Consider the following 14210-nt stretch of genomic DNA (forward strand, 5'->3'; position numbering starts at 1 on the left):
GGACATCCGCCGGCGATGTTCCGGTAGTGCCGGCCGCTGGCCGGCAACCCACAGATCCGGGGCAATGCCGGCCAGCGGCCGGCACTACCGATACGGGCGTCAGCTCGACAGATGCTCGATCGCCGCCACCTTGCCCAGGCGCTCGCCCAGCATCGTCAGCAGTGCCAGGCGGTTGCCACGCAGTGCCGGATCTTCCGCGTTGACCATCACGCCATCGAAGAACGCGTCGACCTGCGGACGCAGGCGCGCCAGGCGTGCCAGCACCGCCACATAGTCCTTCTGGTGCAGGCTGGCGCCGGTGTCATCGATGGCGGCGGTGACCGCTTCGGCCAGCGCGCGCTCGGCATCTTCCTGGAGCAGTGCCGCGTCGATCTGCGCCGGAATCTCGCCCTCGGCCTTGCGCAGGATGTTGCGGATGCGCTTGTTGGCCGCGGCCAGCGCTTCGGCTTCCGGCAGCGTCGCAAAGATGCCGATCGCATCCAAGCGGCGGTCGAAGTCGTACAGCGAGGCCGGTTTCAGCTCGGCCACAGCGTTGAAGTGTGAAGCCGGCACGCCCTTGTCGCCGTAGTAGCCCTTCAGGCGGTCGAGGATGAAGTCGTACAGCTCGCCGACGTCGGCCTGCACGTTGCGCGCCGCCAGGCCGCCGTTGGCGCTGGCCAGCAGCGCGCGCAGGTCCAGCTCGAAGCCGCTTTCGATGATCGTGCGGGCCAGGCCCAGCGCGTTGCGGCGCAGGGCGAACGGGTCCTTGTTGCCGGTCGGCTTCAGGCCTGCAGCAAAACCACCGGCCAGCGTATCCACGCGTTCGGCGATGGCCAGCACCTTGCCCAGCGGCGATAGCGCGATGTCATCACCACCGAAGCGCGGCTGGTAGGCCTCGTCGATGGCCAGCGCAACCTCGGCCGATTCACCACCTGCCACGGCGTAGTGGCGGCCGGCGATGCCCTGCAGTTCCGGGAATTCGTTGACCATGCGCGACTGCAGGTCGTTCTTGGCCAGCTCGGCAGCCCGCTTGGCCTGCGCCGGGTCGGCACCGACCTGGGCTGCGATCACTTCGGCCAGTGCGGCCACGCGCGCCACCTTGTCGGCCACGCTGCCCAGCTTGGCCTGGTAGGTCACCGTCTTCAGGCCCTCACCCATCGACACCAGGCCCTGCTTCAGATCCTCGTCGAAGAAGAACTTGGCATCGGCGAAGCGCGGGCGGATCACCCGCTCGTAGCCCTTGGCCACTTCGGCCACGTTCTTCGACTCGATGTTGGCAATGCCGATGAACTTCTCGGTCAGCGTGCCGGCCGCATCCAGCACGGGGAAGAACTTCTGGTTGATTTCCATCGTCTCGATCAGCGCTTCCTGCGGCACCGCCAGGAACGCGGGCTCGAAGCTGCACAGCACTGCCGACGGCCATTCGACCAGGTTCACCACCTGCTCCAGGTTGTCCTCGGTGATGCGGGCACTGCCACCGGCCTTGGCTGCGGCGGCTTCGACCTCGGCGACGATGCGTGCGCGGCGCTCGCTCGGATCGACCAGCACGAACGCGGCGCGCAGCGCTTCAACGTAGTCCTGCGGCTGTGCCAGCGACACGGTCTGGTCGTGGTGGAAGCGGTGGCCACGGCTGACACGGCCGGCCTGCAGGCCGAACAGTTCGGCCTCGACCACAGTGGCACCGTGCAGCAGCACCAGCCAGTGCGCCGGGCGCGCGAAACCCCAGGCGTGATCGCCCCAGCGCATCGGCTTGGGAATCGGCATCGCCGCGATCGCCTCGCGCAGGATCTCCGGCAGCAGGCTGGCGGTGCTCGCGCCCGGGGTCACTGCGCGGTGCACGAAGCGCTCACCCTTGTTGTCGGTGGTCTTCTCCAGCGCGGTCCAGTCGATCCCGGCCTTGGCGGCGAAGCCCTGCAGGGCCTTGGTCGGCTGGCCTTCGGCGTCCAGCGCGATGTTCAGGTACGGGCCCAGCACTTCGCTGTGCTGTTCCGGCTGTTCCAGGCCGACGCCCGGCAGCAGCACGGCCAGGCGGCGCGGGGTGGACAGCGGGCGCGCATCGCCCAGTTCCAGCGCGATGCCACGCTTGCGCAGGCCTTCGACAACACCGTCAAAGAAGGCCTGGGCCAGGCCCGGCAGCGCCTTGACCGGCAACTCTTCGGTGCCCAGTTCAATCAGCAGGGGGGACAGTTGGCTCATCGTTTCAATCCTGTGGTGGGGGCGCAGCGCGCGACGCGTCCGGCGCCCCGGAGTAAGGGGGAGAGCGCGGCCTTCAGGCCTTCTTCGCACCCGGGAAGCCCAGCTTCTCGCGCTGCTCGTAATACGCCTTGGCCACCGCCTGGGCCAGCGCGCGCACGCGCAGGATGTAGCGCTGGCGCTCGGTCACGCTGATCGCGCGGCGCGCATCGAGCAGGTTGAAGGTGTGGCTGGCCTTCATCACCTGCTCGTAGGCCGGCAGCGGCAGGCCCACTTCCACCAGCTTCTGCGCTTCACGCTCGCAGGCATCGAAGCGGTGGAACATTTCGTCCACGTCGGCGTATTCGAAGTTGTAGGTGCTTTGCTCCACCTCGTTCTGGTGGTAGACGTCGCCGTAGGTCACCGGCTGGCCGTCCGGGCCGTAGGTCCAGACCAGGTCGTAGACGTTGTCGCAGTTCTGCAGGTACATGCACAGGCGCTCGAGACCATAAGTGATCTCGCCCAGCACCGGGCGGCATTCCAGGCCACCGGCCTGCTGGAAGTAGGTGAACTGGGTCACTTCCATGCCGTTGAGCCAGACTTCCCAGCCGAGGCCCCACGCGCCCAGCGTCGGCGATTCCCAGTTGTCCTCGACGAAGCGCAGGTCGTGCACCAGCGGATCGATGCCCAGTGCCTTCAGCGAATCCAGGTACAACTGCTGGATGTTGTCCGGCGCCGGCTTCATCGCCACCTGGTACTGGTAGTAGCGCTGCAGGCGGTTCGGGTTCTCACCGTAACGGCCATCGGTCGGGCGCCGCGACGGCTGCACGTAGGCCGCATTCCAGCCTTCCGGACCGATCGCACGCAGGAAGGTGGCCGGGTGGAAGGTACCGGCGCCCACCTCCAGGTCGAGCGGCTGGATGAGCACGCAGCCCTGCTGGGCCCAGAACTGGTTCAGGGTCTGGATCAGGCCCTGGAAGGTGATCGGAACGGTCGGGGTCGCGGACATGCGTACGAGTCTTGGCCGGCAAGGGGGTGCGCTAGTATAACGGCCGACCTGCGGGGCATTCCGTACCCGGGAGGAGCAGGCAGATGGAACATCGGCTGCCGGTGGGCCCGCCCGGCGAGCCAGGCGGCGTCCCGCTGCCGTGGGGCCGCCTGCATTTCGAGCAGGTGGGTGCGGCGCTGCTGGCCGACGGCCTGGTCGCCGAGCACGAGGGCGAGCGCATGCGGTTTTCTGCACAGGGCGCGCGCAATGCCAGTGAAGTGCACCCGCTGGTGCTGCTGTCCAACCTCAAGCTGGCCACCCGCGACGGCGGCGAACTGACCCTGGAACGCCTGACCGAATGGCTGGCCCAACGCACCGGCAACCGCTACCTGCGTATCGATCCGACCCGGGTCGACGTCGCTGCGGTCACCGCGCTGGTCTCCCACGCCTATGCCCGTCGCCACCGCTTCCTGCCGCTGGCAGTGGATGCCGAACGGGTGCTGGTGGCCACCAGCGAGCCGCTGGTGCAGGAATGGCGCCGCGACCTGCAGCACCTGACCCGCCGCCGCATCGAGCTGGCGGTGGTCAATCCGCTGGACCTGCACCGCTACACCATGGAGTTCTACGGGGTGACCCGTTCGGTGCGTGGCGCGCGCGGCGACGTCCGCGGCGAGGCCAGCACCACCCTGCCCAGCTTCGAGCAGCTGGTCGAGCTGGGCCGCACCGGCGACGTCAATGCCGACGACCAGCACATCGTGCACATCGTCGACTGGCTGCTGCAGTACGCCTACGAACAGCGCGCCTCGGACATCCATCTGGAGCCGCGTCGCGAGATGGGCCGCATGCGCTTCCGCATCGACGGCGTGCTGCACAAGGTGTTCGAGGTGCCGCCAGCGGTGATGACCGCGGTGGTCAGCCGTATCAAGGTGCTCGGCCGCATGGACCTGGCCGAGCGGCGGCGCCCGCAGGATGGCCGCATCAAGACCCGCTCGCCGGGTGGCCGCGAGGTCGAGATGCGCCTGTCGACCATGCCCACCGCCTTCGGCGAGAAGTGCGTGATGCGCATCTTCGACCCGGATGCCGCGTTCAAGAGCATCGACCAGCTCGGTTTCAGCCCGCAGGAGGTCGCCGGCTGGAATGCGCTGGTCGAGCGGCCGCACGGCATCGTGCTGGTCACCGGTCCAACCGGCTCGGGCAAGACCACCACCCTGTATTCCACGCTGAAGCGGCTGGCCACGCCGGACGTGAACGTGTGCACGGTGGAGGACCCGATCGAGATGATCGCGCCGGAGTTCAACCAGATGCAGGTGCAGGCCAACATCGACCTGGACTTCGCCAGCGGCGTGCGCACCCTGCTGCGGCAGGACCCGGACATCATCATGATCGGCGAGATCCGCGACCTGGAGACCGCGCAGATGGCGGTCCAGGCCTCGCTGACCGGCCACCTGGTGCTGTCCACCCTGCATACCAACGACGCGCCCTCGGCGGTCACCCGCCTGCTCGACCTGGGCGTGCCGCACTACCTGCTCGCCAGCACCCTCAACGGCATCCTCGCCCAGCGCCTGGTGCGCACGCTGTGCCCGCACTGCAAGCAGCCGCACACCCTTGGTGCTGCCGACTGGGCGGTGCTGGCTGATAGCGATGGCGCATATCCAGATGCCGCCACGCCCTGTCGGCCGGTTGGCTGCCTGGAGTGCCGGCGCACCGGATTCCTTGGCCGCATCGGCCTGTATGAGTTGCTGCCATTGGGCTCGCGGCTGCGCGGGCAGATCCGCGCCGACATGGATCTGGCCGGTTTCAGCCGTGCCGCACGTGCTGAAGGGCTGCGGACCCTGCGCCAGGCCGGGCTTGAAAAGGTGGCGCAGGGGCTGACTACAATCGAGGAAGTCCTGTCAGTACTGCCGCCCCCGGATGAATCCAGCCCCGTTCCTGATCGTTGAAACCGGCCGACCGGTGCCGCCGCTGCGCCGCTATGGGCGCTTTCCACACTGGATTCGCGTCGCCGCCGGACTGGAAGAACACGAGACGGTGGTGGTCGATGTCGAACACGGTGATGCCCTGCCCGATCCGCATGCCTTTGCTGGCGTGCTGGTGACCGGCTCGGCCGCCTTCGTCACCGACCACGCCGACTGGAGCGAGCGTAGCGCCGTATGGCTGCGCCAGACTGCCCACGCCGGTCTGCCAGTGTTCGGCATCTGCTATGGCCATCAGTTGCTGGCCCATGCGCTGGGGGGCGAGGTGGCCTACAACCCGGCTGGCCGAGAGTCCGGCACGATCGAACTGGAACTGCAGCCGCAGGCGGCACAGGACCCGTTGTTCCAGGGCCTGCCGCAGCATTTCGCCGCCCACGCCACCCACCTGCAGACCGTGCTGCGTGCGCCCGAGGGTGCCCAGGTGCTGGCACGCTCGCCGCTGGACGGCTGCCATGCATTCCGCTGGGGCCGCCACGCCTGGGGGGTGCAGTTCCATCCGGAATTCGCCACCCACCACATGCGCGGCTACGTGCGTGCCCGCGCCGACTGCATCGGTCGCCACGGCGGCTGCGCCCGCACCATCGAGCGCGCAGTCAGCGCCGCGCCGCTGGCCCGCCAGCTGTTGCGCCGTTTCGTGCGCCAGGCGCGGCTGTCTTCAGCCCAGCCGATGGCAAAACAGGGATAATCGGCGGCACGGGCAGCCGCCCGGCCCCTCCTGTCCCTCCCGGATGTCCATGAAAGAGATTCGCAAGCTGCCGGCTTCGGCGGGCGCCCAGTGGTTGCTGGATACGTTCTCCCTGTACCGGCGTGCGCCGCTGCAGCTGGCCCGGATCGGCCTGGCCTGGCTGCTGGTGAGCTGGCTGGTCACCCTGTTGTCCACGCTGATTCCCGGCGCGGCAGGCATGGCCGTGCAGCTGATGACCCTGGCCATCTCGCCTATCATGTTCGGCGGCATGCTGTATGCCGTGGGCGAGATCGACGAAGGCCGCCCGGGCCTGGCCTCGCACTTGCTGCAGCCGATCCGCGACCACCGCGTCAGCCACCTGCTGGTGCCGCTGGCGATCCAGGTGCTGGCGGTACTGCTGCTGGGCGCGCTGCTGTTCATGATGATCGGTCGCGAGGGCTTCACCGCCTTCAGCGAGGTCATGACCAAGATGGAAGAGATCAGCCGCAGTGGCCAGCAGATCAAGCCGGACGATGCCGCCGCGCTGGTCGCCAACCTGCCGGCAAAGCGCATTGCGCTGTGGATGCTGCTGGTGTTCCTGAGCGCGGTGGCGCTGTCGCTGGCGATGTTCACCCAGCCGGCGCTGGTGGTGTTCGACAAGCAGAGCGGCATGCATGCGCTGCGCCTGAGCCTGCAGGGCTGCATCGAAAACATCGGCGCGATGATCGTGTTCGCCGCACTCGGCCTGATCGCCGCGTTCTGCATGTACATCCTGTTCGTGATCGTGATCCAGATCGCGATGCTGATCGGTGGTCCGCTGGCTGCGGCCTTCATCGCCCAGCTGGTACTGACCACGGTGCTGATGCCGCTGTACGTCGGTGCGGTCTACGCCGCGTGGAAGCAGATGTTCGTGCATCGCGGCAGCCGTGCAGCGCCGCCGATCCCGACCACGCCGACCTCGAGCGACGTGTTCCACGCCTGACCGGTCCCACCGGGAGCGCCGGGCCATGCCCGGCGGTGGCATCACATCGCACCCCGCACGCCGGGCATGGCCCGGCGCTACCGCATCACGCGGCGGGTTTCTTCACTACCGACGACGGCACCAGCCAGCGCGCGGCGTGGATGCCCAGCTCGTACAGCAGGCACATCGGGATCGCCAGCATCAGCTGCGAGACCACGTCCGGCGGAGTCAGCACTGCGGCTACCACGAAGATGCCGACGATTGCGTAGCCACGGCCTTCCTTGAACTGCTGCGGCGTCACCCAGCCCAGCAGCACCAGGATCACCATCGCCACCGGCAGTTCGAAGCTGCCGCCGAAGGCGAAGAAGATCGCCAGCACGAAATCCAGGTAGGCGTTCGCATCCGGGGTGATCGCGATCACGTCCGGGCTGAAGGTGGTGAGGAAGTGGAACACCGCCGGCAGCACCAGGAAGTAGGCGAAGGCGCAGCCGATGTAGAACAGCAGCACCGACGACACCAGCAGCGGTACGGCCAGGCGTTTCTCACGCGCGTACAGGCCCGGGGCAACAAACGCCCACAACTGGTACAGCAGCCACGGCACCGCCACGAACAGGGCGACGAAGAAGGTCAGCTTCAGCGGGGCGAAGAAGGCGCCGGCCGGGTTGGTGGCGATCATCGTCTGCCCGTTTGGCAGCTGCGACACCAGCGGTTCGGCCAGCGCGTTGTACAGCTTCTGGGTAAACGGCAGCAGCGCCAGCAGCACCACGCCCAGGCCCAGCAATGCGCGCACCAGGCGGCCGCGCAGTTCCACCAGATGTTCGACCAGCGAGCTTTCGCCGAAATCCTGTTCACTCATGGCTGGCGCTCCGTGCTCTGCGGCGGCGGTGTCGCGGATGCTTCAGCGGGCGCGTCTGCAGCCGCCCCGGCAACGGCGCCAGCCTGGGCCGGTGGGTCCACGCCGGGCTGGGCAATCATGTGCGGCGGCAGATCGGCCTGCGCCGGTGCTCGCACTTCCTGCGCCAGATCGTCGCCCTGCTGCCGCGCCTGCTGGGCCTGGCGACGGAGCGCTTCGCCACTGGCGCGCAGCTGGTTCTCGGTGTCCTGCATGCCTTGGCGCACGTCCTGCATCTGCCGCTTGATCTCTTCGGCGTGCAGTTCGCGCTCCAGTTCCTGTTTCACCGAATCCCACTGGTTGCGGGCACGACGCACCCACAGGCCGGCGAAGCGGGCCGCCTTGGGCAGGCGCTCGGGACCGAGCACCACCAGAGCGACCACGGCAATCACCAGCAGTTCGCTGAAGCCGATATCGAACACCGCGACCGCTCCGGATCAGCGTGGGTTGCGGTCGTGCTCGTCCTGCACGGTGCGCGAGGCATCCTGGCTGCGCGACTCGTCGCCCAGCTGCGCGTTCGGCTTGTCGTCGTCGCGCATGCCCTTCTTGAATTCCTTGACTGCCGAGCCGAGGTCCTTGGCGCCACTGGTCAGGCGCTTGGTGCCGAACACCAGCAGGACGATGGCCAGCACGACCAACCAATGCCAGATGCTGAAACTGCCCATAAAGACGCTCGTTACGTTAGTGATCAGGCTGTCGAGCATAGCGCACCGGCTGTAAGCCGGCGCGCGTGACGAAAGTCAGTTCCCGCCCAGCGTTTCCGTGCGGATTTCGCCGTCATTGACCGGCTGGAAGCCCTGCTGCTGCGGTGGCGGGGTCTGCGGCACGTTCTGCAGCGGCGCCGTGGTGGCTTCCGCCGGGGCGGCCGGTGCTGCCTGAACAGGCGCCGGCGCAACCGCCGGGGCCGCTGCCGGACGTGGTGCGCTGCCGTTGCCGCTGCGGTTGCTGCGTGCAGCGTAGGTGGCCTCTTCCAGGCGGTCACGGAAGGCCACCACATCCATCGACGGCGAACCGGCAGCGCGGCCTTCGAAGATCATGCGCGGCGTGGTGTTGCTGCCGTAGGCATCCAGATTGGCGGCATCATCGATCTGCAGCACCGCACCATCCAGCGCGACGCCGGCAAACAGGCCGCGCGCGCGCGACCAGGACCAGATCTCGGCCTTCAGCTGGCCGTCGGTGGCAGCGGCGGCATTGCGGCCGACCGGGCCGGCGGCGACACCGGCATCGGCGCCCAGCGTGAACTTGCCATTGACCAGGTTGTCCAGGCTGCGGTCGTTGCGGAACACCAGCACCACGTCCGAGGACTGCACGCCGGCCTGGAAGCCGATGCTGCCGCCGGTCAGCTTCACGAACACCGGATTGGACCAGGCGCCGTTGGGCATGCGCACCGACATCAGGCCGTGGCCACGACGACCACCAATGACCAGACCGGCCTTGATCGTGTCGGGAATGACGATGACCGCGCGGCCTTCGTCGAGCAGTTTGTCCGGAATGCCCTGTTCGGGGATTTCCTGGATTTCAGCAAGCACGCGCACGGCATTGCGCGCACGCTGGTCTTCCTGCGGTCCGGCCATGGCCTGGCTGGACAGCAGGCTGGCGGCGATCAGCAGGGCTTGGATCGGGCGACGCATGGCAGGCTCCAGAAGTCAGTCCATAGGAAGATATAGCAAGTGACTGAAATTAGTAGCGTTGTCATGAATCCCCAATGAGCGTTCCCTGCTCACATTGATGCGCGCTATGCCTGCAATCCGAACCCTGCATCCCGGCACGGCGCCGGATCGGCGACAATACCGCCCATGCTCGACGCACCCGATACCGCCGTGCTGGCGGTCAACCTAGGCACGCCCGAGACGCCGACGGCCCCCGCCGTACGCCGTTACCTGGCCGAATTCCTGTCCGACCGCCGCGTGGTCGCGATCCCGCCACTGCTGTGGCAGCCGCTGCTGCGCGGACTGATCCTGCCCCTGCGCAGCAGTCGTTCGGCGGCCAAGTACGCCCAGGTCTGGCTGCCCGACGGCTCACCGCTGATGGTGCATACACGCCAGCTGGCGCAGGCCATGCAGGCCCTGTTGCCGACCCTGACAGTGCGCCATGCGATGCGTTACGGCGAACCGGCGCTGGCCAGCGAGCTCGACCGCCTGGCAGCCGACGGCGCGCGCCGCATCGTGGTGCTGCCGCTGTACCCGCAGTACTCCACCACCACCACCGCCTCGGTCGAAGACCGCGTCGATGCGTGGCAGCGCCGCAACCCAGGCGTAACCGTCAGCCTGGTGCGCGATTACTCGGTCGATCCAGGCTGGGTCGAGGCCGTGGCCGGATCGATCCGCCGCTACTGGGAGCAGCACGGTCGCGGCCAGAAACTGATGTTCTCCTTCCATGGCATCCCACAGCGCCTGGCCGACGCGGGCGACCCGTATCCGCAGCGCTGCGAGGCAAGCGCGCAGGCCATCGCCCACGCACTGGGCCTGGGCAGGGACGACTGGCAGATGGGTTACCAGTCGCGCTTCGGCCGCGAGCGCTGGCTGCAGCCGTATGCCGAGCCCAGCCTGTGGGCGCTGGCCGAATCCGGCGTGAAGCAGATCGACGTGGTCTGCCCGGGCTTTGCCACCGATTGCCTGGAAACGCTGGAGGAAGTGGCGCTGGGCTTCACCGAGACGCTGGCCGAGCGCGGCGCGACGATGCGCTACATCCCCTGCCTCAACGCCGATCCGGAACACGCTCGCGCCCTGGCGCGGCTGGCCGTGGCCTCGCTGGCATGAGTCTGCAGCCGTTTGAACTGGAGGTCGGTGGCGCGCGCGTCGCCGGCCTGCGCAATCACGGCGACGGCCCGCGCGTGCTGGCCCTGCATGGCTGGCTCGACAATGCGGCCAGCTTCGTGCCGCTGGCGCCGCACCTGTCGCCGTTGCAGCTGGTGGCCATCGACCTGCCCGGGCATGGCCACAGCGCGCACCTGCCGGCCGGTGCCAGCTACACCACGGCCGCCGCGATCTGCCACGTACTCGATGTCGCCGACGCGCTGGGCTGGGACCGCTTCAGCCTGCTCGGTCATTCAATGGGCGCCGGCATCGCCAGTCTCACCGCCTCGGTCAGCGACCGCGTCGAGCGGCTGGTGGCGATCGAAGCACTGGGCGGCCTGCGTGGCCCCGAGGAAGAAACGGCCAACCGTCTGCGTGAACATGTAAACGCCACGCGGGGACTGGCACGCAAGCAGTTGCGCGTGTTCCCTGACCTGGCCGCGCCGATCCGTGCGCGGATGATGACCAACCAGCTCAGCGAAGGATGCGCACGGCTGCTGGTCGAGCGGGGCGTGGAACCGGTCGAGGGCGGCTACCGCTGGTGCAGCGATCCGCGGCTGATGCTGCCTACCGCGATCCGCCTCAGCGAAGGCCAGATCGACAACCTGCTGCAGGCCATCGCCTGCCCGACGCAGGTAATCTATGCCACGCCTGCGCAGTCCTACTACCCCGAGCCGATGCGCAGCGAGCGCCTGCAGCACCTGCGCAACGGGCGGCTGGCGGTGTTTCCCGGCAACCATCACCTGCACATGGAAAACCCGGAACAGATCGCAGACGTGATCCTGCACTTCTTCAGCAACGACAACGCCGGCTGAGTCGCGGCGTCCGCGCACTTCACTCCGCGCAGTTGCGGCCGATACATCAGTTGCGGGCCCCTGCGCCCGCCGCACGCGGACCCGGTCGGGCCTGCGGCGTGTGTCTGGTCCTGCAAGGAAGTCCGCATGCCCGCTCTGCTGCACCGTCATCCACAGGATGTGGCCACGGTGCCACGTCTGCCCGTCGCTGATCGCGTCGCATTCCCCGAATTCCCGGCACCCGCCCTCGTCACGCCCTGCTGCGTGCGTTGCGGCGTGGCCGTTGTCTTTAGCTGACCCAGGAGTCGCCGATGTCCGTTGCATCCTCCCGTCCCCCCGATACCGCCCGCCTGCCGCATCTGCAGCAGCTCGCGCGCCGCGCTGACCGCCGCCTGCTGATCGGCAGCGGGATATTGGCTATGGCTGCCCTGGTGCTGGCGCTGCGTGGGCCGCAGGCACAAGCCGCCGCGTTGGCGGCCGTCGCCGTATTGCCAGCCGCGTGGTTGGGCGGCCCCCAGGCGGGCCGGGCCGTCGCCCGCAACGGTCTGGCGTTGCTGTTGTCGCTGCAGCTGGCCGTGTTGTGCGCGATCATCAGCCTGTCACCGGCATTGCCGATTGCCCTGCTGCTGGGCGTGCTGCTGGGCCACCGTGATCGCCTTCCGGTGTGGCTGGCCGGTGGCGTCGGTACGCTCTCCCTGCTGGCACCGCTGCTGGACGGTACTGCGCTGTGGCCGGCGCTGCTGCAGGCCGCGATGCTGGCCGGCCTGACCCTGTTCCTTGGCCAGGTCGCACTGCGGCTCCGCCAGCAGACCGAAGCACTCGGCCACGGTCCCCGCCGGCTGGCCGCGCTGGCGCGCGACATCGCCACCGGCGCCGATCTTGGTGCACATGCTGACACCACCGCCTACGCACCAGGTTCGCTGGCCCATGCGCTGGCCGACACCGCACGCCATGTGCAGGCCCAGCGTGGACGCGAAGCGGAGGCACACGCCGAGAACGCGCAGATCCGCCAGGCCCTCGATGCCTCGCGCACCGCGATGATGATTGCCGACAACGATCACGTGATCCGCTACGTGAACCGCTCGGTGGTGGCCCTGCTGCGTAACCAGCAGGCAACGTTGCGCCAGGCCTTCCCCGATTTCGATGCCGAGCGCCTGGTCGGTAGCAGCATCCATCGCTTCCACGCCAACCCGGACCGGATCCGCGCCATCCTCAATGGCCTGCAGGTCAGCCACAACGGCAAGGTACAGATCGGCCCGGTGCACTTCGCACAGGTGGTTACTCCGGTCTTCGACGCACAGGGCGTGCGCCTGGGCTTCGCCGTGGAGTGGCATGACCGTACCCATGAGCTCGCGTTGGAGAACGCCGTCGCCGGCATCGTCGCGGCCGCCGCCGCCGGCGACCTCGACCAGCGCCTGCAGGCAACCGAAGGTGCCAGCTTCCTCGATGGCCTCACCGGTGGCATCAACCAGTTGCTGGATACGTTGGGCAGTACGGTTGACGAGGTGCGGCAGATGCTCTCGGCGCTGGCCAGCGGCGATCTCGATCGACGCATGCATGGTGAGTATCACGGCGCCTTTGCCGCGATCCAGCGCGATGCCAACGCCACCGCCGGCCAGCTGGCGCGCATGGTGGGCCGTATCCAGCAGTGCGCGTCCTCGATCAGCACCGCTGCGAGCGAAATCGCTGCGGGCAATGGCGCGCTGTCCGAGCGCAGCGAGCGCCAGGCAGCGCACCTGCAGGAAACCGCCGCTTCGATGGAAGAGCTGACCGCCACCGTGCGCCAGAACGCTGCCCATGCGCGCGAGGCGAGCCAGCTGGCAATCACCACCCAGAGCGCCGCCAGCGACGGCAACGTCGCCATGCAGCGGGTCGTCGACACCATGCAGGCGATCGAGGGAGCCTCGAAGCGGATCGGCGACATCACTGGCGTGATCGATGGCATCGCCTTCCAGACCAATATCCTCGCGCTCAACGCGGCAGTGGAGGCCGCCCGTGCCGGCGAGCAGGGCCGCGGCTTCGCGGTGGTGGCCAGCGAGGTGCGCGTGCTGGCGCAGCGCTCCGCCGCCGCCGCACAGGAAATCAAGAAGCTGATCGATGAGGCGGGTCGCCAGGTGGGCGAAGGTGCCCAGCTGGTGGCCGATGCGGGCCAGCGGATGCAGGGCATTGTCGGGGGCGTTGAGAATGTCAGCCACCTGATGCACGAGATCTCGGCGGCATCTCAGGAGCAGTCGGTTGGCATCGAGCAGATCAACCAGACCGTGGTGCAGATGGATCAGGCCACGCAGCAGAACGCGGCGCTGGTGGAGGAGGCCACCGCTGCCGCACGTGAGCTGCAATCGCAGGCTGGGACGCTGACTGAAGCGGTGTCGGTCTTCCGCCAGCAGGAAGCACACGAGGTCCCGGGGGCCGCCTGATCAGGGTCTGCCAAGCGAGTGGATGAGGACGGCGCCCGCAGGGCGCCGTCTTTTTATGCGTGACCTGCCCCTGGTAGTGCCGGCCGCTGGCCGGCAACCGATTGCTGTGTGGGCCTGCTGTTGGTAGCGGCCAACCTTGGTTGGCACCGCTGCTCCTCGCAGGGGGTATCCAAGCATGGCGTGGATCTACCGGGCGATGTAACGCCATCGGGTTGCCGGCCAGCGGCCGGCACTACCCGGTGTTTACCGCGCACAAAGTTGCCGGCCGCTGGCCGGCAAACGACCGCTGTGTGCGCCTGCTGTTGGTAGCGGCCAACCTTGGTTGGCGCCGCTGTTCCTCGCAGGGGGATCCACGGATGGCGTGGATCTACCGGGCGATGTAACGCCATCGGGTTGCCGGCCAGCGGCCGGCACTACCGGCGTTTGCTACGTACAAAGAAAAACCCCGCTGCGTGAGCAGCGGGGTTTTGGGTGTAAACCCTGGCGATGACCTACTCTCGCATGGCTTGAGCCACACTACCATCGGCGCAGCTGCGTTTCACTTCCGAGTTCGGGATGGGATCGGGTGGTTCCAC

General features: G+C 68.0%; 12 protein-coding genes and 1 rRNA gene. 6 read left to right on the forward strand and 7 right to left on the reverse strand.

The features are described 5' to 3' along the window. Positions 1 to 99 precede the first annotated feature (99 nt). The gene (glyS, locus tag AC5P9W_RS03710) at positions 100 to 2175 is read right to left on the reverse strand and encodes a glycine--tRNA ligase subunit beta (RefSeq protein WP_155030373.1); all 2076 of its coding nucleotides are present in this window, start codon (positions 2173 to 2175) and stop codon (positions 100 to 102) included. A gap of 73 nt (positions 2176 to 2248) precedes the next feature. Beyond that, entirely contained in the window at positions 2249 to 3160 is a 912-nt protein-coding gene (glyQ, locus tag AC5P9W_RS03715; RefSeq protein WP_155030374.1) for a glycine--tRNA ligase subunit alpha, read from the reverse strand. An 83-nt stretch (positions 3161 to 3243) separates the two neighbouring features. Between glyQ and AC5P9W_RS03720 the strand changes: the two genes are divergently transcribed. Genes AC5P9W_RS03720 through AC5P9W_RS03730 form a run of 3 tightly spaced genes read left to right on the forward strand, consistent with a single transcriptional unit; the run spans position 3244 to position 6758 of the window. Then, the gene (locus AC5P9W_RS03720) at positions 3244 to 5079 is read left to right on the forward strand and encodes a GspE/PulE family protein (RefSeq protein WP_495218824.1); all 1836 of its coding nucleotides are present in this window, start codon (positions 3244 to 3246) and stop codon (positions 5077 to 5079) included. Further along, entirely contained in the window at positions 5051 to 5797 is a 747-nt protein-coding gene (locus AC5P9W_RS03725; protein WP_111102328.1) for a glutamine amidotransferase, read from the forward strand. Before AC5P9W_RS03720 ends, AC5P9W_RS03725 begins: the two co-directional genes overlap by 29 nt. Before the next feature lie 49 nt (positions 5798 to 5846). Next, positions 5847 to 6758, forward strand: a complete 912-nt coding sequence (locus AC5P9W_RS03730; protein WP_019661770.1) for a BPSS1780 family membrane protein — start codon at positions 5847 to 5849, stop codon at positions 6756 to 6758. A gap of 85 nt (positions 6759 to 6843) precedes the next feature. Here the strand turns inward: AC5P9W_RS03730 and tatC are convergent, their stop codons facing one another. From tatC to AC5P9W_RS03750, 4 genes are all read right to left on the reverse strand, one after another. Beyond that, a complete protein-coding gene (gene tatC, locus AC5P9W_RS03735) occupies positions 6844 to 7593 on the reverse strand; it encodes a twin-arginine translocase subunit TatC (protein ID WP_058979271.1) in 750 nt (249 codons plus the stop codon). Continuing rightward, positions 7590 to 8051 (reverse strand): Sec-independent protein translocase protein TatB, encoded by a 462-nt coding sequence (gene tatB, locus AC5P9W_RS03740; RefSeq protein WP_021204697.1) that lies wholly within the window; start codon positions 8049 to 8051, stop codon positions 7590 to 7592. The genes tatC and tatB overlap by 4 nt, the downstream gene beginning before the upstream one ends. A gap of 15 nt (positions 8052 to 8066) precedes the next feature. Further along, positions 8067 to 8294: a Sec-independent protein translocase subunit TatA gene (gene tatA, locus AC5P9W_RS03745; protein WP_026347229.1), complete on the reverse strand. Its 228-nt coding sequence runs from the start codon at positions 8292 to 8294 to the stop codon at positions 8067 to 8069. A gap of 75 nt (positions 8295 to 8369) precedes the next feature. Further along, positions 8370 to 9260, reverse strand: a complete 891-nt coding sequence (locus AC5P9W_RS03750) for a lipid-binding SYLF domain-containing protein (protein ID WP_019661773.1) — start codon at positions 9258 to 9260, stop codon at positions 8370 to 8372. A 165-nt stretch (positions 9261 to 9425) separates the two neighbouring features. On the opposite strand from AC5P9W_RS03750, the gene hemH reads away from it, so the two are divergent. From hemH to AC5P9W_RS03765, 3 genes are all read left to right on the forward strand, one after another. Further along, positions 9426 to 10388 (forward strand): ferrochelatase, encoded by a 963-nt coding sequence (gene hemH / locus AC5P9W_RS03755; protein WP_495218827.1) that lies wholly within the window; start codon positions 9426 to 9428, stop codon positions 10386 to 10388. Next, the gene (locus AC5P9W_RS03760) at positions 10385 to 11239 is read left to right on the forward strand and encodes an alpha/beta fold hydrolase (RefSeq protein ID WP_019661775.1); all 855 of its coding nucleotides are present in this window, start codon (positions 10385 to 10387) and stop codon (positions 11237 to 11239) included. The genes hemH and AC5P9W_RS03760 overlap by 4 nt, the downstream gene beginning before the upstream one ends. 290 nt (positions 11240 to 11529) lie before the next feature. Continuing rightward, positions 11530 to 13635 (forward strand): methyl-accepting chemotaxis protein, encoded by a 2106-nt coding sequence (locus AC5P9W_RS03765; protein WP_495218830.1) that lies wholly within the window; start codon positions 11530 to 11532, stop codon positions 13633 to 13635. Between the two features lie 478 nt (positions 13636 to 14113). Here AC5P9W_RS03765 and rrf read toward each other — a convergent pair. Next, positions 14114 to 14210: ribosomal RNA gene (gene rrf, locus AC5P9W_RS03770) — 5S ribosomal RNA — on the reverse strand; the annotation flags it as partial.

The sequence above is a fragment of the Stenotrophomonas sp. YJH_SMC_33 genome (assembly GCF_059372295.1).